This window comes from Streptomyces capparidis (assembly GCF_054782095.1).
Genome location: NZ_BAAGTD010000031.1, coordinates 15,840 through 36,766, shown reverse-complemented (window position 1 = coordinate 36,766; position 20,927 = coordinate 15,840). Strand labels below are relative to the sequence as shown.

The 20,927-nt window shown below is 73.9% G+C and carries 17 protein-coding genes; 8 read left to right on the top strand and 9 right to left on the bottom strand.

Annotation, left to right across the window (positions count from 1 at the left end; translation table 11 throughout):
* Nucleotides 1-76 precede the first annotated feature (76 nt).
* Nucleotides 77-1,024, top strand: a complete 948-nt coding sequence (locus ACYVO2_RS23760; protein ID WP_461009980.1) for a methionyl-tRNA formyltransferase — start codon at nucleotides 77-79, stop codon at nucleotides 1,022-1,024.
* A 165-nt stretch (nucleotides 1,025-1,189) separates the two neighbouring features.
* Here ACYVO2_RS23760 and ACYVO2_RS23755 read toward each other — a convergent pair whose 3' ends face one another.
* Complete coding sequence (locus ACYVO2_RS23755) at nucleotides 1,190-2,188, bottom strand: LacI family DNA-binding transcriptional regulator (RefSeq protein WP_461009979.1); 999 nt, start codon at nucleotides 2,186-2,188, stop codon at nucleotides 1,190-1,192.
* A gap of 511 nt (nucleotides 2,189-2,699) precedes the next feature.
* Between ACYVO2_RS23755 and ACYVO2_RS23750 the strand changes: the two genes are divergently transcribed.
* Together ACYVO2_RS23750 and ACYVO2_RS23745 are read left to right on the top strand one after the other, a co-directional pair.
* Nucleotides 2,700-3,473 (top strand): IclR family transcriptional regulator, encoded by a 774-nt coding sequence (locus ACYVO2_RS23750; protein ID WP_461009978.1) that lies wholly within the window; start codon nucleotides 2,700-2,702, stop codon nucleotides 3,471-3,473.
* Nucleotides 3,470-4,351: an SMP-30/gluconolactonase/LRE family protein gene (locus tag ACYVO2_RS23745; protein WP_461009977.1), complete on the top strand. Its 882-nt coding sequence runs from the start codon at nucleotides 3,470-3,472 to the stop codon at nucleotides 4,349-4,351. The genes ACYVO2_RS23750 and ACYVO2_RS23745 overlap by 4 nt, the downstream gene beginning before the upstream one ends.
* Nucleotides 4,352-4,590: 239 nt before the next feature.
* On the opposite strand, the gene mmsB is transcribed toward ACYVO2_RS23745, so the two are convergent.
* The 6 genes from mmsB to ACYVO2_RS23715 all read right to left on the bottom strand — a co-directional run bounded on the left by mmsB (nucleotide 4,591) and on the right by ACYVO2_RS23715 (nucleotide 12,007).
* On the bottom strand, nucleotides 4,591-5,835 hold the full coding sequence (gene mmsB / locus ACYVO2_RS23740) for a multiple monosaccharide ABC transporter permease (protein ID WP_461009976.1): 1,245 nt from the start codon (nucleotides 5,833-5,835) through the stop codon (nucleotides 4,591-4,593).
* A gap of 3 nt (nucleotides 5,836-5,838) precedes the next feature.
* Nucleotides 5,839-7,404, bottom strand: coding sequence for a multiple monosaccharide ABC transporter ATP-binding protein (gene mmsA, locus ACYVO2_RS23735; protein WP_461009975.1), 1,566 nt, complete (start codon nucleotides 7,402-7,404; stop codon nucleotides 5,839-5,841).
* Between the two features lie 47 nt (nucleotides 7,405-7,451).
* A complete protein-coding gene (gene chvE, locus ACYVO2_RS23730) occupies nucleotides 7,452-8,558 on the bottom strand; it encodes a multiple monosaccharide ABC transporter substrate-binding protein (RefSeq protein ID WP_461009974.1) in 1,107 nt (368 codons plus the stop codon).
* 34 nt (nucleotides 8,559-8,592) lie between these two features.
* Nucleotides 8,593-9,597 carry a U32 family peptidase gene (locus ACYVO2_RS23725; protein WP_461009973.1) on the bottom strand — a complete coding sequence of 335 codons (1,005 nt, stop codon included), beginning with the start codon at nucleotides 9,595-9,597 and terminating at the stop codon, nucleotides 8,593-8,595.
* Between the two features lie 224 nt (nucleotides 9,598-9,821).
* Complete coding sequence (locus tag ACYVO2_RS23720) at nucleotides 9,822-10,838, bottom strand: zinc-dependent alcohol dehydrogenase (RefSeq protein ID WP_461009972.1); 1,017 nt, start codon at nucleotides 10,836-10,838, stop codon at nucleotides 9,822-9,824.
* On the bottom strand, nucleotides 10,838-12,007 hold the full coding sequence (locus ACYVO2_RS23715) for a mandelate racemase/muconate lactonizing enzyme family protein (protein WP_461009971.1): 1,170 nt from the start codon (nucleotides 12,005-12,007) through the stop codon (nucleotides 10,838-10,840). The genes ACYVO2_RS23720 and ACYVO2_RS23715 overlap by 1 nt, the downstream gene beginning before the upstream one ends.
* 1,033 nt (nucleotides 12,008-13,040) lie before the next feature.
* Here ACYVO2_RS23715 and ACYVO2_RS23710 point away from each other — a divergent pair.
* From ACYVO2_RS23710 to ACYVO2_RS23695, 4 genes are all read left to right on the top strand, one after another.
* Nucleotides 13,041-13,349 carry a hypothetical protein gene (locus ACYVO2_RS23710; protein WP_461009970.1) on the top strand — a complete coding sequence of 103 codons (309 nt, stop codon included), beginning with the start codon at nucleotides 13,041-13,043 and terminating at the stop codon, nucleotides 13,347-13,349.
* Between the two features lie 520 nt (nucleotides 13,350-13,869).
* Complete coding sequence (locus tag ACYVO2_RS23705; protein ID WP_461009969.1) at nucleotides 13,870-15,492, top strand: hypothetical protein; 1,623 nt, start codon at nucleotides 13,870-13,872, stop codon at nucleotides 15,490-15,492.
* A 124-nt stretch (nucleotides 15,493-15,616) separates the two neighbouring features.
* Nucleotides 15,617-17,323, top strand: coding sequence for a PHP domain-containing protein (locus ACYVO2_RS23700; RefSeq protein WP_461009968.1), 1,707 nt, complete (start codon nucleotides 15,617-15,619; stop codon nucleotides 17,321-17,323).
* Complete coding sequence (locus tag ACYVO2_RS23695) at nucleotides 17,320-17,919, top strand: hypothetical protein (RefSeq protein ID WP_461009967.1); 600 nt, start codon at nucleotides 17,320-17,322, stop codon at nucleotides 17,917-17,919. Before ACYVO2_RS23700 ends, ACYVO2_RS23695 begins: the two co-directional genes overlap by 4 nt.
* Nucleotides 17,920-18,046: 127 nt before the next feature.
* Here the strand turns inward: ACYVO2_RS23695 and ACYVO2_RS23690 are convergent, their stop codons facing one another.
* Complete coding sequence (locus ACYVO2_RS23690) at nucleotides 18,047-19,126, bottom strand: helix-turn-helix domain-containing protein (protein ID WP_461009966.1); 1,080 nt, start codon at nucleotides 19,124-19,126, stop codon at nucleotides 18,047-18,049.
* 372 nt (nucleotides 19,127-19,498) lie between these two features.
* Nucleotides 19,499-19,918 carry a winged helix-turn-helix transcriptional regulator gene (locus ACYVO2_RS23685; RefSeq protein ID WP_461009965.1) on the bottom strand — a complete coding sequence of 140 codons (420 nt, stop codon included), beginning with the start codon at nucleotides 19,916-19,918 and terminating at the stop codon, nucleotides 19,499-19,501.
* 141 nt (nucleotides 19,919-20,059) lie between these two features.
* Between ACYVO2_RS23685 and ACYVO2_RS23680 the strand changes: the two genes are divergently transcribed.
* A complete protein-coding gene (locus tag ACYVO2_RS23680) occupies nucleotides 20,060-20,920 on the top strand; it encodes an NAD(P)H-binding protein (RefSeq protein ID WP_461009964.1) in 861 nt (286 codons plus the stop codon).
* The last annotated feature ends 7 nt before the right edge of the window (nucleotides 20,921-20,927 follow it).

The window sequence follows — 20,927 nt, the reverse complement described above, 5'->3', positions numbered from 1 at the left end:
GCATTGCTCAGTTAGGTAAGGCTTGCTTAACTGGGCGTCTATCGTCAACCGCCCCCGCAGCGAGGAGCGTCACTTCATGCGCGTCGTCATGTTCGGCTACCAGACCTGGGGGCACCGGACCCTCAAGGCCCTGCTGGAATCCGAGCACGAGGTCGTCCTCGTCGTCACCCATCCCAAGAGCGAGCACGCCTACGAGAAGATCTGGGACGACTCGGTCGCGGACCTCGCGGGCGAGCACGGTGTCCCGGTGCTGCTGCGCAACCGCCCGGACGACGAGGAACTGCTCGACGCCCTCAAGGCGGCGGAGCCCGACCTGATCGTGGCCAACAACTGGCGGACCTGGCTGCCGCCGAACATCTACGACCTGCCGCCGCACGGCACCCTGAACATCCACGACTCGCTGCTCCCCGCCTACGCGGGCTTCTCGCCCATCATCTGGGCGCTGCTGAACGGGGAGAAGCAGGTCGGCGTCACCGCGCACCGCATGGACGCCGAGCTGGACGCGGGCGACATCCTCCTCCAGCGGGCCGTGCCCGTCGGGGCGCACGACACCGCCACCGACCTGTTCCACCGCACCTGCGACCTGATCGGCCCGATCGTCGCCGACTCCCTGGACCTGATCGCGTCGGGCCGGGCCGTGTGGACCCCGCAGGACCGCTCCCGCGCCAGCTTCTTCCACAAGCGGTCCGAGCGGGACAGCCTCATCGACTGGAACTGGCCCGCCGAGGACCTCGAGCGCCTGGTGCGCGCCCAGTCCGACCCGTACCCGAACGCGTTCACCCACCACCGCGGCGAACCGCTGCGGATCGTGCGCGCGTCCGTCTCCCGCAAGACCTACGGCGGCACTCCGGGCCGTATCTTCATCCCCGAGGACGGCGGGGTCGTGGTGGTCGCGGGCGCCGACGCCCGGTACGGCCGCAACCGGGGCCTGGTGCTGCACCGGGTCCGCACCAAGGACGGCACGGAGCTGGACGCCCTGGAGTACTTCCGCACCATGGGCGGCTACCTCACCGACCGCCCCTGAGCCGGGCGGGCGGGCCCGGACCCGAGCCCCGGGCCCGCCCGCCCCACCCCGGGCGCGGGCGGGACGCCGCGGCGCGGCACGGACGGCGGGCGGATGCCCGCCGCCTGACGCCTCGTCGCGCAATCTGTTGTGCGAGACGCGCAAATCCTCGACAGGGCGGGCGCGTCAGCGGTCGGCGGGCGCCTGCCCGGTCGAGCCGCGGACCACCAGCTCGGGCTCGAACAAGAGCTCCTCGGCCGCCACGGAACCGCCCTGGATCTGCGCGTTCAGCAGCTCGACCGCGGCCCGGCCCATCGCCTCGATGGGCTGGCGCACGGTGGTCAGCGGCGGCTCGGTGCAGTTCATGAACGCCGAGTCGTCGTACCCCATCACCGACACCTCCCCGGGGACGGACAGCCCCCGGCGCCGGGCGGCGCGCACCGCGCCCAGGGCGAGCGGGTCGCTGGCGCAGATGATGCCGGTGACGCCCCGGTCCAGCAGCCGGGCGGCCGCGGCCTGGCCGCCCTCCAGGGAGAAGATGGCGCGCGCCACCCGCTCCTCGGGCAGCTCGCCGAGCGCCCGGGCGGCGGCCAGCTTGCGCCGGGACGGCACATGGTCGGCGGGGCCGAGCACCAGGCCGATGCGGCGGTGGCCGAGCGAGGCCAGGTGCCGCCACGCCTGCTCCACGGCCACCGCGTCGTCGCAGGAGACACCGGGGAAGCCGAGGTCCTCGATGGCCGCGTTGACCAGCACCACCGGGATCCGGCGCTCGGCCAGCCGCCGGTAGTGGTCGTGGGGGGCGTCGGCCTGCGCGTACAGCCCGCCCGCGAACACCACGCCGGAGACCTGCTGCTGGAGCAGCAGCGCGACGTAGTCCGCCTCGGAGACCCCGCCCTTGGTCTGGGTGCACAGCACCGGGGTGAGCCCGAGCTGCGCCAGCGAACCGCCGATGACCTCGGCGAACGCGGGGAAGATGGGGTTCTGGAGCTCCGGCAGCACCAGGCCCACGAGACGGGCGCGCTCGCCGCGCAGTTGGGTGGGCCGCTCGTAGCCGAGCACGTCGAGCGCCGAGAGCACCGCCTGCCGGGTGGCTTCCGACACCCCGGGCTTGCCGTTGAGCACTCGGCTGACCGTGGCCTCGCTGACCCCGACCTTCTTCGCCACCACAGCAAGTCGTCGCGTCATGAACGCAACCATATCGCAAGAGTTTGCACGGACTTGCGGCGAGGTGATCCCCCTGCCCGCGGCGGGCCGGGCGCGTGAAGGGGGACGGGGGAGAGGGCGGGCGGCGGGAGCTTCGCGGCCGCGTCCCCCGGTGGCGAGAAGCGTCGGTGGGTGCCCCTGCCCTCCGTTCGGCGGGCGGGGGGCCTGACGCCGGGTCGGGGCGTGGGCCGGAGGGCTCGACGGGCCCGCGCCACCCGCCTGCCCGTCCGCCTCCCGCGCCTCGCGCCGGCCCCCTCCGCTCAGCGGCCCTCCCGGCCCTCTCGCCGCCCCGGTCCGCGCGGCGGCCCTCCTGCCGCGTCCCTCACCGCCCCACCCCCCTGCGGCCTCTCCACACCGCCGCCCCGCGCCGCGGGGCGGCGGTGTGGAGGAACCGTTCGCAGTCGGCGCGAGCCCGTTGCCGGTAGGGGCCCGTGGCCGTTAGGTTGGTTCGTGATATCAACTGCGTGTCGAAATACCGAACAAAGGGGGCAAGGTGGGACGCCTGGTACCGGCGGTGACGCGCGCCCTGGACATCCTCGAGCTGTTCCTGGACGGCGAAGAGTCCCTGTCCGCGCCCGAGATCACCCGCAGGCTCGGCCTGCCGCGCACCACCGTGCACGAACTGGTCACCACTCTGGCCGCCCGCTCCTACCTGGTGCCCGTGCCGGACCACTCCGGCCGCTACCGGCTCGGAGTGCGCGCCTACCAGCTCGGCAGCCGTTACGCCGAACAACTGGACCTGGCCTCGGAGGGTCACGCCGTGGCCCGCCGCGTCGCCGACACCTGCGACGAGACGGTGCATGTGGCCATTCTGGACGGAGCCGACGTCATCTACATCGCCAAGGTGGACAGCACCCACGCGGTGCGCATGGTCTCCGCGGCGGGGCGGCGGCTGCCCGCCCACTGCACGGCCGTCGGCAAGCTGCTGCTCGCCGGGCTGTCCGAGGCCGCGCTCGACGCCCGGATCCCCGAGGACAGGCCGCTGGCCGCGATGACGCCGAACAGCATCACCTCGCCGCGCGAGCTGCGTCGCGAGCTGGCCTCCATCCGCGAGCGCGGCATCGCCGTGGAGCGCTGCGAGTCCAACCCGGACGTGGGCTGCGTCGCCGCGCCGGTGCGCGACACGCACGGCGAACTGGTCGCGGCGATGAGCATCTCGGTGCCCACGATCCGCTGGAGCGAGGAGCGCGAGGCGGACCTCGCCGAACTGGTCGCCAAGGGCGCGGCCGAGCTGTCGGAGCGGCTGGGCTACCGGAGGCCGCGGTGAGCGCGGAGCACGGCGAGAAGGGCCTGGAGGTCCTGGTGGGGCCCGGCGCGCGGCTCGGCGAGGGCCCCACCTGGGACACCGCGGCCGGCCGACTGCTGTGGGTGGACATCCTCGCCTGCCAGGTGCACGCCGTGGACCCGGCGAGCGGCGCCGACACCGTCCTGCTCACCACACGGAGCCACGTCGGCGCGGCCAAGCCCCGCGCGGGCGGCGGCCTGGTGGTGAACCTGCGCGACGGCGTCGGCCTCCACGACCCCGACGGGGCCTTCCGCTGGCTGCTGCACGACCCCGTGGAGGGCCGCCGGGGCAACGACGCCGCCGTGGACGCCCAGGGCGGCCTGTGGGCCGGCAGCATGCGCTACGACGAGGCCCCGGGCGGCGGCGAGCTGCGCCGGGTCGGCCCCGACGGGCAGTGGGCGACCGTGCTGGACGACGTGACGGTCAGCAACGGCATCGGCTGGAGCCCCGACGGGCGCCTGATGTACTACGTGGACACCCCCACCGGCCGGATCGACGTCCTCGACGTGGCCGACGGCGGCGCGGCCGTCACCGGCCGGCGGCCGTTCGCCGAGATCCCCCCGCCCGGGCAGCCCGACGGCCTCACCGTGGACGCGGACGGGTGCGTGTGGGTGGCACTGTGGGAGGGCGGCGCCGTGCACCGGTACACGCCCGACGGCAGGCTGGACCGCGTGGTGCGGCTCCCGGTGACCCGCACCACCGCGTGCGCCTTCGGCGGGAGCGGTCTGACGGACCTGTACATCACCTCGGCGACGGTGGGCCTGGACGAGCGGGCCCTCGCCGAGCAGCCCCTGGCCGGCGCGGTGTTCGTGCTGCCCGGGGCGGGCACGGGCCTGCCGGGGCACGCGTTCGCGGGCTGAGCCGGCGCGACGGCGGGCCGGTCGCCGCCGACGGTTGACACACCGTCGGCCGTGACCGGCCCGCCGTTCGAAATCACGCATCAAGTTCGGTATGGCGAACGCCGGGTGACGGACCGAAGTCCGGCGGAGAAGACCGGAACACCCCCGCGGGGGGAGCCCCGGCCGTCCGGGCGCCGGCCCCCCTCGGGGGTCCAGGGGGCGCCGGAGCCCCCTGGCCTCCGAAGGAGGTCCCCCTCCCGCTACTGCCCGACCTTGCGCTTGTTGTACACGTCGAACCCGACCGCGGCCAGCAGCACCAGGCCCTTGATGACCTGCTGGTAGTCGGTGCCGATGCCCACCAGCGACATGCCGTTGTTGAGCACGCCCAGCACCAGGCCGCCGATGATCGCGCCGAGCACCGTGCCGACACCGCCCGCCGCCGAAGCGCCGCCGATGAACGCCGCCGCGATGGCCTCGAGCTCGAAGTTGATGCCGGCCTGCGGCACACCGGCGTTCAGCCGCGCCGCGTACACCACACCGGCCAGCGCCGCGAGCACGCCCATGTTGACGAACACCAGGAAGGTGACCCGCTTGTCCTTCACACCGGACAGCTTCGCCGCGGCCTGGTTGCCGCCGAGCGCGTAGACGTGCCGGCCCACCACCGCGTTGCGCATCACGAACCCGAACGCGAGCAGCAGCCCGCACAGGATGAGCAGCACCACCGGCACACCGCGGTAGCTGGCCAGCGTCATGGTGAACGCCGCCACGGCCGCCACGATCGCTACGCACTTGATGAGGAAGAAGTTGCGCGGCAGGACCTCGAGCTCGAACTCCTTCTGCCGGCGGCGGTTGCGGTACTCCTGCCACAGCGCAAGCGCCGCCACGCCCAGACCGAGCAGCAGGGTCAGGTTGTGGTAGTTCGTCTCCGGACCCCACTCCGGCAGATAGCCGGTGCTGATCTTCTGGAAGCCCTTGGGGAACGGCCCCAGGGACTGGCCCTCCAGCAGGATCTGGGTGCCGCCGCGGAACAGCAGCATCCCGGCCAGGGTCACGATGAAGGATGGAATGCCCACATACGCGATCCAAAAGCCCTGCCAGGCCCCGGCCACCGCGCCGATGATCAGCGCGATCACGAGTGTGACCGGCCACGCGATGTCGTGCTCGACCATCATCACCGCGGACGCCGCGCTGACGAACGCGGCGAGCGAGCCCACCGAGAGGTCGATGTGCCCGGCGATGATGACGATCATCATGCCGATGGCGAGGATCAGGATGTAGCTGTTCTGCTGCACCAGGTTGGTGACGTTCAGCGGCTTGAGCAGGATGCCGTCCGTCCAGATCTGGAACAGCACGATGATCGCCAGCAAGGCGAACAGCATGCCGTACTGCCGCACGTTCCCGCGCAGGATGCGCAGCAGCATCGGGCCCACGCCCTCAGGGGCGGCCTTGGTCTGCACCACGGCGGCCCCTCCGGCCGCGCGGTCGTCGGTCTTCACCGGGCCCATCGTTCACACCCGTCCCTTGTCGAGGCTGCCCTGCGGCAGGCCGGTGCCCGGCCCGTCCTCCGCCGGCCGGTGCATCGTCATGTGGCGCATCAGTACTTCCTGTGTCGCGTCCTCGCGGCTGACCTCGCCGGTGAGGCGGCCCTCGGCCATGGTGTAGATCCGGTCGCACATGCCGAGCAGCTCCGGCAGCTCCGAGGAGATCACGATGATCGCCTTGCCCTCGGCGGCCAGCTTGTTGATGACCGTGTAGATCTCGTACTTGGCGCCGACGTCGATGCCGCGGGTGGGCTCGTCGAGGATCAGCACGTCCGGCTCAGCGAAGATCCACTTGCTGAGCACGACCTTCTGCTGATTGCCGCCGCTGAGCCGGCCGACCCGCTCCTGCACCGTCGGCGCCTTGATGTTCATGCTCCTGCGGAACGACTCCGCGACCCGGTTCTCCTCGTGCTCGTTCATCACGCCGTTCCGCGCCACCTTGTGCGGCGCGCCGAGCGAGATGTTGCGGGCGATGGTGTCGATCAGGTTGAGCCCGTAGTGCTTGCGGTCCTCGGTGACGTACGCGATGCCGTGGGAGATCGCCTCCGGCACCGTGCGCGCCCTGATCTGCTCGCCGTGCTTGTACAGCCGCCCGCTGATCTGCCGCCCGTAGGAGCGGCCGAACACGCTCATCGCGAGCTCGGTGCGGCCCGCGCCCATCAGCCCGGCGATCCCCACGATCTCGCCGTGCCGGACGTTGACCGAGACCCCGTCCACGACCTTGCGGTGCACATCGATGGGGTGGTAGGCGGTCCAGTCCTCGACGGCGAAGGCGACCTCGCCGATGTTCGACTCCCGCTCCGGGAAGCGGTGCTCGAGGTCGCGGCCCACCATCCCGCGGATGATGCGGTCCTCGTCGATCGGGTCCACGCCGACGCGGAGCGTCTCCACGGTCCTGCCGTCGCGCAGGATCGTGATGGCGTCCGCGACGCGCGTGATCTCGTTCAGCTTGTGCGAGATGATGATGCAGGAGATGCCCTGCGCCTTGAACTCCAGGATCAGATCGAGCAGCTTGCGGCTGTCCTCGTCGTTCAGCGCCGCCGTGGGCTCGTCCAGGATCAGCAGTTCCACCTGCTTGGACAGCGCCTTGGCGATCTCCACGAGCTGCTGCTTGCCCACGCCGATGTCCGCGACCCGCGTCTGCGGGGACTCGGCCAGGCCCACCCGGGCGAGCAGTTGCTTGGCGTGCCGCAGCGTCTCGTGCCAACTGATCACCCCGCTCTTGGCGTGCTCGTTGCCGAGAAAGATGTTCTCGGCGATGGACAGGTACGGGATCAGCGCCAGCTCCTGATGGATGATCACGATGCCCTGCTGCTCGCTGGCCCGGATGTCCTTGAACTGGCACAGCTCCCCGGCGTAGAGGATCTCGCCCTCGTAGGAGCCGTACGGGTGCACGCCGCTGAGCACCTTCATCAGCGTGGACTTGCCCGCGCCGTTCTCGCCGCAGATGGCGTGCACCTCACCCCGCTCCACCGTCAGGTTGACCCCGTTGAGGGCCTTGACGCCGGGGAAGGACTTGCCGATGTCGCGCATCTGGAGGATGGGGCCGCCCCCGCCGCCCCGGGGCGTCGCCTGCCCGGTCACTTCAGCTTGCCCGCGGAGATGTAGCCACTGTCCACCAGCTCCTTCTGGTAGTTGGACTTGTCCACGCTGACCGGCTGGAGCAGGTAGGCGGGCACGACCTTGACGCCGTTGTCGTAGCTCTTGGTGTCGTTGACCTCGGGCTTGCCGCCGGTCAGCAGCGCGTCACCCATCTGTACCGCGACCTTGGCCAGCTCGCGGGTGTCCTTGTAGACGGTCTGCGTCTGCTCGCCCGCGATGATCGACTTCACCGACGCCAGCTCCGCGTCCTGCCCGGTGACGACCGGGAACGGCTTGGACTTGCTGCCGTAGCCGACGCCCTTCAGCGCGGAGAGGATGCCGATGGAGATGCCGTCGTAGGGGGAGAGCACCGCGTCCAGGTGGGCGCTGGTGTACGACTTGCTCAGCAGGTTGTCCATGCGGGACTGCGCGGTGCCGCCGTCCCAGCGCAGCGTGGCCACCTGGTTCATCTTCGTCTGCTTGCTGCGGACCACGAGCTTCTTGTCGTCCAGGTACGGCTTGAGCACGCTCATGGCGCCGTTGAAGAAGTACTGGGTGTTGTTGTCGTCGGGGGAGCCCGCGAACAGCTCGATGTTGAACGGGCCCTTCTCGCCCTTCGACAGCCCCAGCTTGTCCACGATGTAGGTCGCCTGCTGCACGCCGACCTTGAAGTTGTCGAAAGAGGCGTAGTAGTCGACGTTCTCGGTCTTGGTGATCAGACGGTCGTAGGAGATGACGGGGATGCCCGCGTCGTCGGCCTGGCGGAGCACGTCCGACAGCGAGGAGCCGTCGATGGCGGCGATCACCAGCAGGTCCACACCCTTGGTGATCATGTTCTCTATCTGGGAGACCTGGTTCTCGACGTCGTCCTCGCCGTACTGGAGGTTGGTCTTGTAGCCCTTCTCCTCGAACAGCTTCTCCATGTTCTTGCCGTCGGCGATCCACCGCTCGGACGACTTGGTCGGCATCGCGATGCCGACGGTGCCGCCCTTCTTGTCGCCGCCGCTGTCGCCGCCGTCGTTGCCGAGGTTGTCGTCCTGCCCGCAGGCGGAGAGGGTGAGGGCCAGGCTCGCCACGGCGGCGAGGGATACCAGTGTCTTGCGCACGATTCCTCCAGTGTTCCGGGAAGTCTTGGGGGGGTCAGGAAGCGGTGACGGCCGGGCCGGGGACGGCCGCCTCGACGGGGAAGCGCCGCAGCGGGCCGGGGAGCCGGGAGCCGAGCGGCGACATGCCCTTGTCCGCGCCCAGCCGGGCGAGGATGTCCAGCACCAGGCGGCCGCGGCGCACCCGCTCGCGGGCCCCGTTGACCGTCAGCTCCCGCAGGTGGGCGCCGTAGGGGTAGATGCCGGGCGCGTTGCGCAGCCCGAACTTCAGGTAGATCGGCGCGCCGCAGCGGATCAGCTCCGCCGCGTCGTACATCCGCACATAGCCGCCGAGGTCGTCCGGGGCCTCGACGTAGAAGTCCATCGGCGCCCGGCTGGTCGTCCTGATCTCGGCGATCTGCTGGAGCGTCAGGTCGCTGGGGACGTTCAGCGAGTCCGCGCCGAGCCGCTCCCACACCTCGTAGGACGCGGGGTTGGTCGGGCCGACCAGGGCGGAGACCTTCAGCGTGGTGTCCGCGGGCAGGTCCCCGGCCTCCCGCATGCGGTGCAGCAGCCACAGCACGCCCTCGTCCGCCACCAGCAGGCAGCGCACCCCGAGCGCGGCGGCGCGCTGGGCCTCCTCCACGCAGGCCGCCATCTGGTCCTGGCCGCGGGCGCGCAGACCGCCGCCGCCGGAGTCGGTGCGCGTCGAGCCGCCGATGTCCCAGGTGCCGCGCGGGCCGAGGAACAAGCACAGCTCGACGTCGCGCTCCGCGCAGGCGGCGACCATCTCGGAGATCTCGGCGTCCGTGAGCATCCACACGCCGCTGCCCTGGCTGATCCGGTGGACCGGGACGTCCAGCCGCTCGCTCTCGGCCAGCACGGCGGCCAGCGCCTCCGGGCCCTCGCAGGAGGGGACCTCGGTGCGCCAGGTCCCGCCGTCGGGGAAGGAGAAGCCGGAGGTGGCGGGCGCGCTGCCCGGGAGCCAGGGCAGGCCCAGGCGTTCCAGCGGATCCTGGCCGGGACGCCGCGGGTACGCCGGAGGGGTGAGGGAGTCGGTCACGGTGCTCCTCAAGGGTCGGTGAGCCCGGGGTTCCGGTCGCCGCGGGGAGCCGCGGGAGGGGAGCCGTTGCCGGGTTCGGGATGTCGGATGTCGTTCGGGACGCTGGGCGGGGTGCGGCACCGCGGTGCGGCGCGGGGCGCTGTGCGGGTGGTGCTTGGTGCTTGGTGCTTGGTGCTTGGTGCCTTGGTGCTTGGTGTCCTGGTGCGGCGGTCGGGGTGCGGCGGTCAGGGGCGGAGCAGCACCTTGCCGACGCCGGGGTCGCCCGAGGCCAGCAGGTCGAGGGCGGCCGGGTACTCCTCCAGGGGCAGTTCGTGGGTGATCAGGGGCGCCGGGTCGAGCACGCCCGCGTTGAACGCGCGGACCGCGTGCGACCAGGCCGCGGACGAGGCGCCGAACACGGTGCCCACCGTCAGCCGCCGGACCACGAGGTCCACCGGGTCCAGCCCGGCCGCGCCGGGACCGGGGATGCCGGTGAGCACCACCCGGCCTCCCCGGCGGGCCAGCGCCGCCGCGGCGGCGGCCGTCCCCGGGGCGCCCGCCGTCTCCACGACCACGTCCCACTCCCCGCCGACGTCCTCGCCGGGCCGCCGGAACTCGGTGGCCCCGAACCGCCCGGCGGGAGCCGCCCGGTCCTCCCGCGGGTCCACCACGAGCAGCCGGGCGGGGGAGGAGGCGGCGAGCAACTGGACGGTGAGCATGCCGAGCGTGCCCGCGCCCACCACCGCCACCTTCTCCCCGGGCCGGACCGCCGCGATCAGCGCCGCCGCCGCGGCCACCGCCGCGGGCTCCAGCAGCGCGGCGGCCCGCAGGTCGGTGCCGTCGCCCAGCACGTGCAGCAGCCGGGCGGGCAGCACCAGGGTGTCGGCGAACGCACCGGGGCGGGTGAAGCCCGTCTCGTCGTAGCCCGCCTCGCACAGGTTCGTCTCGCCCTCCCGGCAGCGGGCGCAGCCCAGGCAGGCGCGGAAGCCCTCACCCACCACCGGCCTGCCGACCAGCGCGGGGTCGGCCCCGGGGCCGACCGCCCGCACCACGCCGGACCACTCGTGGCCCGGCGTCACCGGGTAGCGCACATAGCCCTCGGGCCGGGTGCCGTGGTACACCTCCCGGTCGCTGCCGCAGATCCCGGCGGCGGCCACCTCCACCAGGGCCTCGCCGGGCCCGGGCGCGGCCGGGTCCCGGGTCACCAGGCGGTGGCTTCCGGGCGCGTCGAGCACGATCGCGCGCTCCCCGGTGCGGGTCATCAGCCGTTCCCGTCCTGCGCGTTCTTCTCGCCGCGGAAGTGCCAGTCCTCGGCCCACAGGTCGAAGTGGGCGCCCTGGCGCGGGAACTCCGCCGCGGCCTCGACGTCGAGCTCCACGCCGAGCCCCGGGGCGTCGGAGACGGTGAAGTACCCGTCCACGACCTCGGGGGCGCCCTTGACCACCTTCTTGATGGGCGCGTCCGCGAAGTCGTTGAAGTTCTCCAGGATCTTGAAGTTCGGGGTGGCCGCCCCCATCTGGAGCGACGCCGCGGTGAGCACCGAGCCGCCCACGTTGTGCGGGGCCACCATCATGTAGTGGGTCTCCGCCGTGGCCGCGAGCTTGCGGGTCTCCCAGATGCCGCCCAGGTGCCCCAGGTCGGGCTGGATGATGTCGGCGGCCTGGTACTCGAAGATCTCCCGGAACTCGATCCGGTCGTGGATGCGCTCACCGGTGGCGATCGGCAGGTCGGTGTGCTCGGAGACCTTGGCCAGCGCCTTGAGGTTCTCCGGCGGCACCGGCTCCTCCAGCCACGACGGCCGGAACGGCTCCGCCAGCTTCGCGATGCGGATCGCGGTGGCCGGGCTGAACCTGCCGTGCATCTCCAGCAGCAGCTCCGCCTCTTCGCCGATGGCGTCCCGCACCGCCTCCACCAGCGCCATCGAGCGCATGGTCTCGGCGTGGTCCAGCTCCAGGTGGCCGGTGCCGAACGGGTCCAGCTTCAGGGCCCGGTAGCCGCGGTCCACCACCCGGCGCGCCGCCGCGTGGAACGCCTCGGGGGTGCGCTCGACGGTGTACCAGCCGTTGGCGTACGCCTTGATCCGCTCGTGCACCCGGCCGCCCAGAAGCTGCCACACGGGCACGCCCAGCGCCTTGCCCTTGATGTCCCAGCAGGCCATCTCCACGCAGGCGATGCCGGACATCACGATCTCCCCGGCCCGCCCGTAGTCGCCGTACTTCATTCGCCGCACCAGGTCCTCGACCGCGAACGGGTCGGACCCGGCGATGTGGTTCTGCTCGGCCTCGGCCAGGTAGCCGAGCAGGGCGTCGGTGTGCCCGAGCATGCGGGTCTCCCCGACCCCGGTGAGGCCCTCGTCGGTGTGGACGACCACGTAGGTCAGGTTCCGCCACGGGGTACCCACGACGTGGGTGGTGAGTCCGGTGATGCGCACTGCCTCTCCTCACACGCTCTTTTACACGCTGTTCGAGATCTCGACACGCATTCGAAATGCTGACGCGACCGTAGTGAGGGCCGATCGAATGTGTCAATGGTGGAACGGCAAGGTGGCCGCCCGGCACCCCGCACGGCGACCGGAACCCCCGCTGAGCGGGCCCGACGCCCCGGGCGGGGACCGCGGAGGGCGCGTCCCGGCGGCGGGGTCCGGCGGTGCGGGCAGGGGCCCGCGCGGCGGCCCCGAGCCGCGCCCCCCGCGGCGGGGCGCCGTCGGGTCACGGCCGGCCCGCGCGTCGTGCGCCCGCCCCTGACCGGGGTCACGGCGGGCGCGGGTGAAGACAAGGCGCCGCCGACGGCTCGCCCGTTCCGCCCCGCCCCGGCACCCTCGGCCCCGCCCCGGGCGGCCCGACGGCCGGGGTGAGCCGGGACGCCGAGCCCCGGTCCCGGCCGTGCGCAGCGCCCCGCGGATCACCCCGCACCCCGGTCGGTGTGACGCAGGCCACACCCCGCCCAGTCGCCGCGGCAGGGCCCGCCGGACATCACGCGGCGGCGGGCAAGCCCCGGGACAGCGGAGAGGAACACGGCCCTGCGCATCCACCGCACCACGGTCCTGCGCATCCACCGCACCACCGACGGCCCCGGCGCCGCTCGCCGCTCCGGCGGCGCTGTGCCGCGAGGCGCTGCCGCGCAGGCGCGCGGCGGTGGGGGTGAGGGGCGGCCGGCACGAGGCCCGGCCAACGCTGACCGACGGATGGTTCGGTGACCTGGCGGCTCCCCGACGCGCACACCACCCGGGCGGTGGAGCAGCACCGCATTCCCCGACCGACCCGCGAGGGGGCACGTCCCGGCGCCGCCGCACACCAGGGACGCTCGCGACGGCAGAGGGCGGAGGGAGGTGCCCCTCTCACTCACCACCGCGCTCAGCGCGGCCGGCGCCATCGACACCGCCGACCGAGGCGGGCTGCCGGACGGCGACCAAACCCCGCGGGTCGGCGCGATCCCTCCGGCACCGGGACGGGCACCCGGCGGCGGTGGCCCTCGCCTGTGTGGACCCGGGCACGGGCGCCGCCGCCGGGCTGCCGCACGTGGACCCGCCCGGCCCGGACGCCGGGTGTCCGATGGGCTGGTTGGACTCCGACCGCGCCCAGGGCCTGATCCGGCACGTCCCAGGAGCGGGTGCCGCGCCCGGGATCGCCGCTGACCGGCACCTGGAGGGCGTCCGCAGCGGCGCCGGTGACGACGTGCGGGCCGTCGGGGGCGCCCATGAGAGCAGCCCGGTGCTGCCGCACCTGCGACGGCCCGGGCCGGAAGCGCGGCCGCGCCGGCCGACGCCGGGATGATGACGGGGCCCACCGCCCCGCGCCGCCTCCACCCACCCACCCACCCGACTCCGGTGCCTCGCACCACGCTTGACACCCCCTCACCCGACACCCGCACCACCCTGCCCCGCCACCACCCCGGCCGGGCGGCCGCGCCCCCGCGTCGCCGCCCGGCTGCCCGACTCCGGCGCCCCGCCGCGTCCCTGTCGCCCCGTCACTCCCACGCCCGCCCGGCCGCGCCCTCGGCCCCCCGTCCCCCGAGACCCCCCCGGCCGCGCCCCCGCCCTCCCGCGCCACCCCCTCCCCGCCTCCACCCCCACCCGACTCCGGCGTCCGCAACACCCTTGACGCCCCGTCACCCCCACAACCCACCGGCCCCCCCCCCCCCCCCCCCCCCCCCCCCCCCCCCCCCCCGGCCCTTGACTGCGTGGGTGTCGCGGCGGGAATCTCGTGACCGAGTCGCGGAGCCGCGACACGAAGCCGCCGCCGCGCGAAAGTGGCCGTCCGGCCCCGGCCCGCGGCGCGTGGGGGGAGGACCGCAATGGCCGTTCCGGCGCAGGGCACCGATCACGCCCCGGACACCCCGGAGGAGGTGCGCGAGCGGGCGGGCACCGAGTGGGTGCCGGTCACCGACCCCACGCTGGGCATCCCGGTGCAGCGCGCGTTCCGGGGCGCGCCCAGGCACCGGCTGGTGACGATAGGGGACTCGCTCACCCACGGATTCCAGAGCGGCTCGGTGTTCCACACCGACCTGTCGTACCCGGCGATCATCGCCCACGAGCTGGGCTGGTCCGAGCACTTCAGGCACCCGGTGTACCCGGGCTTCGGCGGGCTGCCGCTGAACATCGAGGTGCTGCTGCGCGAGCTGGAGCGCCGCTGCGGCCGGGAGGTGGACTGCTGGGAGGTGCCGATGGCGCTGTACCACGGCCGGGCCTTCCTCGACCGCGTCGAGGACTACTGGGAGCGCGGCCCCGGCTGCACCTCACCCACCACCTCGGGCATCAACCACAACCTCGGCGTCTACGGCTGGGACCTGCGCGACGTGCTGGACCGCACCGCAGGCGGCCTGGACGCCGCCCTGGCCCGCCCCAAGGAGAACCTGCTCCGCCAGATGGTGGAGGACCACAACGCGATCGCCGCGCTGCGCGTGCTGCCCTCGCACTCCGACGAGCACCGCGCCCTGACCGTCCTGGACGCCGCCGCCCGGCTCGGCGAGGACACCGGGCAGGGCGACCAGTACGCGGACGACCCCGACCCCGAGCACGGCGTGGAGACCCTCATCGTCTTCCTCGGCGCCAACAACGCCCTGGGCGCGGTCAGCGGTCTCACGGTGTCGTGGAGCGGCGACGGGTACGACGACCTGGAGCGCAAGAAGCGCTTCAACGTGTGGCGGCCCAGCCACTTCCTCGCCGAACTCGCCGAACTGGCCCGGCGGGTGCGCCGGGTGAGGGCCCGCCACGTGATCTGGTGCACCGTGCCCCACGTCACCATCGCCCCGATCGCGCGCGGCGTGGACGCCAAGACCCAGCCGGGCTCGCGCTACTTCCCGTACTACACCCGGCCCTGGATCACCGACGGCGACTTCGACGTCCGCCAGGACCCGCACCTGACCGCCGCCCAGGCCCGCGACATCGACCTGGCCGTGGACGGCTACAACGAGGGCATCGCCGCCACCGTCCGCGAGGGCAGGCGGGAGGGCCGCGACTGGCTGCTGCTCGACGTGGCCGCGCTGCTGGACCGGCTCGCCTGCCGCCGCTTCATCGACGACCCGCAGGCCCGCCCCGACTGGTGGGAGCCGTACCCGATGCCGCCGGAGCTGGCCGCGCTCGAGCCGCCGCCGGACTCCCGGTTCCTGGCCGGGGACGGCGAGAAGCGCGTCGCGGGCGGCCTGTTCTCCCTGGACGGGGTGCACCCGACCACCGTCGGATACGGCATCCTGGCCCAGGAGTTCGTCAAGGTGATGCGCGCGGCCGGGGTGGTGTTCCACCGCCCGGACGGGCGGACCCCGCGCCCCGACCCGGTGACGGTGGACTTCGCCCGGCTGATCCGGCGGGACACGCTCATCAACCGGCCCCCGGCCAACCTCGACCCGGCGCTGCGGGTGCTGGGCTGGGGCGACGAGGTGCTGGACGTCTTCCGTCGCGCCCTGGACTTCCGCGTCTGAGCCACCGCCGCCCGCCGCCGATCGTTCCTCGATCGACACCGGTGCGTGGGTGGCCGTGCCCGCGGCGTTCACTCGCCGCCGCCACGCTCGCTCCGCACACGCACGACGAACCAGGAGCCGGCACATGGGCCACGGCCACCCGCACCACGGGCACGCGCACCCGCACACCCACGACGAGCCCGGGGACCTGCCCCCGGCCGTGGACCTCGCCGTCCCCGACGAGGAGCTGGAACCCGCGGCGCTGTCCCGGCGCCGGATGCTGCGCCGCGCCGGGCTGCTCGGCGCCGCGGCCGCGGCCACCGGCGTGCTCGCGGGCCAGGGCGGCACCGCGGCGGCCGCCCCCGCGACCGCCGCCGCCCCCGGCGCCGGCTGGCGGCGCGCCGGGGGCCTGCTGTGGCTGGCCGGCGACCACCACATCCACACCCAGTACAGCAACGACGGCAAGTACCGGGTGGTGGACCAGGTCCGGCAGGGCCGCGCCCACGGCCTGGACTGGATGGTCATCACCGACCACGGCAACGCCACCCACGCCCGGATCGGCGTGGAGAAGGTGAACCCCGACATCGTCGCCGCCCGCGAGGAGTACCCGCAGGCCCTGGTCTTCCAGGGCCTGGAGTGGAACATCCCCGCCGCCGAGCACGGCACCGTCTTCGTGCACCCGGGGCGCGACGAGGTCGCCGTCCTGAAGGAGTTCGAGCTCGCCTACGACGGCAGCGTCAACGGCACCAGCTCCTCCACCCCCGCCAACGAGGCCCTGGCCGTCGCCGGCGTCAACTGGCTCGCCGACGCCGTGCGCCGCAAGCGGGTCAAGGACGCCCTGTTCCTGGCCAACCACCCCGCGCGCAAGGGCATCGACTCCCCGCACGAGATCCGCGCCTGGCGGGACGCCGCCCCGCACATCGCCGTCGGCATGGAGGGCGCCCCCGGCCACCAGGCCGCGGGGATCGCCGCGCCCGGCGGCATGGGCCGGGCCCGCGGCCTGTACGACGGCTCGCCCGGCGCCGCCTCCTTCCCCGACTACCCCCTGGAGAGCTACCGCACCTGGGGCGGCTTCGACTGGATGACCGCCACCGTCGGCGGCCTGTGGGACAGCCTGCTCGCCGAGGGCAAGTCCTGGTGGATCACCGCCAACTCCGACTCCCACAACGTCTACGCCGACACCACCACCCGCGGCCCCGGCAGCGACTACGAGGCGAACGGCCGCTACAACGACCCCGTCTACCGCGGCGGCCTCGACCTGACCGAGGGCGACTACTGGCCCGGCCAGTACAGCCGCACCCACGTCGGCGCGGCGGGGTTCAGCTACCGCGCCGTCATGGACGGCATCCGGGCGGGCCGGGTGTGGGTGGACCACGGCGCGCTGGTGAAGGCCCTGGACGTGCGGGTGCGCGCGGGCTCCCGCTCCGCGGCGCTCGGCGGCACCCTCACCGTCCGCCGGGGCACCAGGGCCGAGCTGGTCGTCGACGTCACCGTCGCCGACCGGGCCAACTGGGCGGGCTTCGTGCCCGAGCTCGCCCGCGTGGACGTCATCAGCGGCGCCGTCACCGGCGAGGTCCGCGACCGCGACGCGTTCACCGCGCCCGGCACCAAGGTCGTGCGGTCCTACGACGTGAGCGGCCGCACCGGCACCTTCCGCCTCACCTACCCGCTCGGCCCCGTCGAGCGCCCCCTGTACCTGCGGCTGCGCGGCACCGACGGCAACCGCACCGCGCCCGGCCTGATGGGCGCCTCCGTGGACCCGGCGGGCCCCGCCATCGACGTGGTGGGCGACGCCGACCCGTGGCGCGACCTGTGGTTCTACACGAACCCGATCTGGGTCGTCCCGTCGTGAGGGCAGTCCTCGGGGTGGCGGACGGCGCCCCGGACCTGGCCGCCGCCGACCACCTGCTGCTGGACCTGGCCCGGCGGCTCGCCCTGCCGCCCGGCACCGTCGGCTGCACCCACCCGGTGCCCGTGGACGGCGTCCCGGCGATCGCCCTGTCCTTCGCGCTGCCGACCGGCGCGGCGGACGGGCCCGGGGCGGCGGCGCGGCTGCGGGAGCAACTGTCCGCGCTGGGCCAGGACGGTCCCGGAGCCGCGCTCGGCGACTGGCGGCACGGCCCGGACCCGCTGGCCCGCGCCGCGGCCGGGGCCGCCGCCGCGGGAGCGGCCCGCCACGGCGGCCGGGCCGTGCTGTTCCCCGGCGCCGAGCGGCTGACCGGGACCGTGCGGGTGGCCGAGGTGCTGGCGCAGTCCGCGGTGGAGGAGGTCACCGTCCTCGGCTCGCCCGGCCCGCCGGACGAGGGCACCGAGGTGGTCACCCGCGACCACGTCCGCCCGGTGTGGCACCACGGCAGGCTGCGCCTGCCCCTGGTGCCCGCGGCGGGCGGGCGGCTGACCCCGTTCGAGGTCCCCGACCCCACCCCGTGCTGCGCGGACCACTTCTGACCACGGGGCACCTGTGCAACGCGCCCGCCGGGTCAGGGCCGATCACCGAACGGCCCCGACCCGGCGGGCGTGACGGCCGGCCCGGCCGGCTGTCGCACCCGGGCTCCGCCCGCCCGGTGCGCCGCGCTCAGCTCGCGGCGTACTCCGCCGGGCCGCGCACCCCGGACACCGGCACCAGGCCCGCGGGCTGCACGGCGCAGGGCAGTTCGCACAGCGCCGGCTCGGCCGGCGGCTGGGGCAGCGACGCCTCGGACACCGCCTGCCGGTAGTCCGACGGCGAAAGACCGTACGCCGTGCGGAACGCCCGGCTGAAGTCGGCGGCGTGTGAGAACCCCCAGCGGGCGGCTATCGCCCCTATCGGCCGGTGGACCAGCGAGGGGTCCCCCAGGTCCCGGCGGCAGCGCTCCAGGCGCCGCCTGCGGATCCAGGCCGCGACCGTGGTGTCCTGGTCCTTGAACAGGCAGTGCAGATAGCGCGGCGAGATGTGGTGGGCCGCCGCCACCGTGCGCGGGGTGAGCATCGGGTCGCCCAGGTGCTCGTCGATGAACGCCCTGATCTGCAACACCAGCGCGGTGCGCCGGCTCTCCGGCGTCAGCGCGTCCTCGGCCTCCAGCTCATGGGCGACCAGCGCGCCCGTCAGGTCCGTCAGGATCATGCCGAGGCGCACGCCGTCGGCCGCCCCGTCGAACCCGGACGGGTCGTGGGCGAGCCGGGTCAGGTAGTCGGTGATCAGCGCGCCGATGCCGCTGTCCCCGGGCAGGGCCCGCCCCAGCAGCCGCTCCGCCCGCGCGCGGGGCATCGGCAGCGCGCAGGCGGGGAACCGGGCCACCAGGACCGAGTTGCGCTCCGCGCACAGCCGCCCCTGGTACGGCCGGGCGGTGGTGGACAGCATCACCTCCCGCCTGCGCATGCTCGTCTCGTGCCCGGCGTGCGCCACCTGCTTGTCGCCGTCGAACACCACGTCGATCTGCAACAGGTCGACGTCGTCCTGCCTGGCCCGCCGCGCGTTCCGCGACACCTGGAGCCGGTGGGACTCCAGGGTGGTCAGCCGTACCGCGCCCAGGCGGCCCGCCCGGAACGACATGTGAAAGCCGACCGGGTCCTCACACCGGAATTCCCCCACCATGACCTGTTCGGCCATCGCGCACCACTGGTCGAACCGTTCCGTCGCGGGCAGCTCCTCGCTCCGGAACACGGTGTCCCACACCCCGAACCGCCTCCCCTCCACGTGCGTACGTGCACCACCCCTCACCGAGTAACCCCACCCCCGTCGAACGGCCGACGAACGCGCAGTCGGCGGCCGTTGTGCACCCGGGCACCACCGGGTGCCTCCCTCATGCTGGCCCATTCCGGGGGTTCGGACACGTGTCCTGGCGCGAACGCGCGCGGCATCCGGCCGAAACCCGCGTTCCGCACCGTACGGGAGAGGGCGTCGCCAACCGCCGGAAAACCGGTGGTGCCCGGCCGGTAGGCCGGACGGGCACCCGGGACGCCGGGTTCCGGGTGCCCCAGGCCGCCCGGCGCCCCGCCACAGGGGGACGGGCCGCGAGGGGACGGGCCCGTGGCCCGCGCCGCCCGCTCAGGGCGCGGAGCGGTCCCGGTCGTAGGCGTCCTGGGCGGCCAGCACCGCCGGCATGTGGGCCTCCAGGTGCTCGATGAGGGCCATCAGCCGGGCGGCGGTCTCGTGGCCCAGCGGGGTGAGGCTGTACTCCACGCGCGGCGGGATCGCCGTGTGCACCTCGCGGTGGACGAAGCCGTCGCGCTCCAGCGCCTGGAGGGTCTGGGAGAGCATCTTCTCGCTCACCCCGTCCACCCTGCGGCGCAGCGCGTTGAACCGCAGCGGGCCGGTGTGCAGGCCCCCGAGGACGAGCACCCCCCAGCGGCCGGTGATGTGCTCCAGCGCCGAGCGCGAGGGGCAGGCGCGGGCGAACACGTCGAAGGCCAGCTCCTGGAGCGCCCGCTCCTCCTCCGCGCGGTTCGTCTCGTCTGTGGTGTCCATGGCTCCAGCGTACCGCTCCGGCCCACAGCACTATCCGGAGGTTTGCACTTTCGATTGGAAAGTGCCATCGTCATGGACAGCAGCGCCAGGGCGACCGCGCCCGGCCGGGCACCGCCGTGCCCCGCGAGGAAGGAAGCACCGATGATCGTCGTCACCGCAGCCACCGGACAGCTCGGCCGCCTGGTGGTGGACGCCCTCCTGGAGCGCGGCGTGCCCGCCGCCGGGATCGTCGCCGCCGTCCGCAGCCCCGAGAAGGCGCGGGACCTCGCGGCGCGCGGCGTCACCGTGCGGGAGGCCGACTACGAGCGCCCCGAGACGCTTGCCGAGGCGTTCTCCGGCGCCGAGAGGATCCTGTTCATCTCCAGCTCGGGCCCCGACGACCGGCGGCTCGACCAGCACCTCGCGGTGGTCGCCGCGGCCCGGCAGGCCGCCCCCGCGCTGCTCGCCTACACCTCCGTGGTGCGGGCGGACACCAACCCGCTCGGCCTGGCCCGCGTGCACAAGGAGACCGAGGAGGCGATAGCCGCCTCCGGCGTGCCGTCGGCGATCCTGCGCAACGGCTGGTACTTCGAGAACTACACCGCCACCCTCGGCGACGCCGTGGCCCGCGGCGCCCTGGTCGGCTCCGCCGGGCAGGGCCGCATCGCCGCCGCCGCCCGCGCCGACTACGCCGAGGCCGCGGCCGCGGTCCTCACCGGCGACGGGCACGAGGGCAAGGTCTACGAGCTGACCGGCGACAGCGCCTTCACCCTGGCCGATCTGGCCGCCGAGGCCGCCGTCCAGTCCGGGAGCCAGGTCGTGTACCAGGACCTGCCCGCCGACGCCTACGCCGGGATCCTCACCGGCGCCGGGCTGCCGCGGTTCCTGGTGGAGCTGCTGGTGGACGCGGACGTCAAGGTCTCCCAGGGCGCCCTGGAGACCGTCACCGGCGACCTGTCCGCGCTGATCGGCCGCCCCGCCACCACCCTGCCCGCCGCGGTCACCGCCGCGCTGAAGGGCTGAGCCGCCC

Coding starts and splice junctions, on each gene's coding strand:
- ACYVO2_RS23760 (WP_461009980.1), top strand. CDS start 77: ATGCGCGTCGTCATGTTCGGCTACCAGACCTGGGGGCACCGGACCCTC.
- ACYVO2_RS23755 (WP_461009979.1), bottom strand. CDS start 2,188: ATGACGCGACGACTTGCTGTGGTGGCGAAGAAGGTCGGGGTCAGCGAG.
- mmsB (WP_461009976.1), bottom strand. CDS start 5,835: ATGGGCCCGGTGAAGACCGACGACCGCGCGGCCGGAGGGGCCGCCGTG.
- mmsA (WP_461009975.1), bottom strand. CDS start 7,404: ATGCGCGACATCGGCAAGTCCTTCCCCGGCGTCAAGGCCCTCAACGGG.
- ACYVO2_RS23720 (WP_461009972.1), bottom strand. CDS start 10,838: ATGACCCGCACCGGGGAGCGCGCGATCGTGCTCGACGCGCCCGGAAGC.
- ACYVO2_RS23705 (WP_461009969.1), top strand. CDS start 13,870: ATGGCCGTTCCGGCGCAGGGCACCGATCACGCCCCGGACACCCCGGAG.
- ACYVO2_RS23700 (WP_461009968.1), top strand. CDS start 15,617: ATGGGCCACGGCCACCCGCACCACGGGCACGCGCACCCGCACACCCAC.
- ACYVO2_RS23685 (WP_461009965.1), bottom strand. CDS start 19,918: ATGGACACCACAGACGAGACGAACCGCGCGGAGGAGGAGCGGGCGCTC.
- ACYVO2_RS23680 (WP_461009964.1), top strand. CDS start 20,060: ATGATCGTCGTCACCGCAGCCACCGGACAGCTCGGCCGCCTGGTGGTG.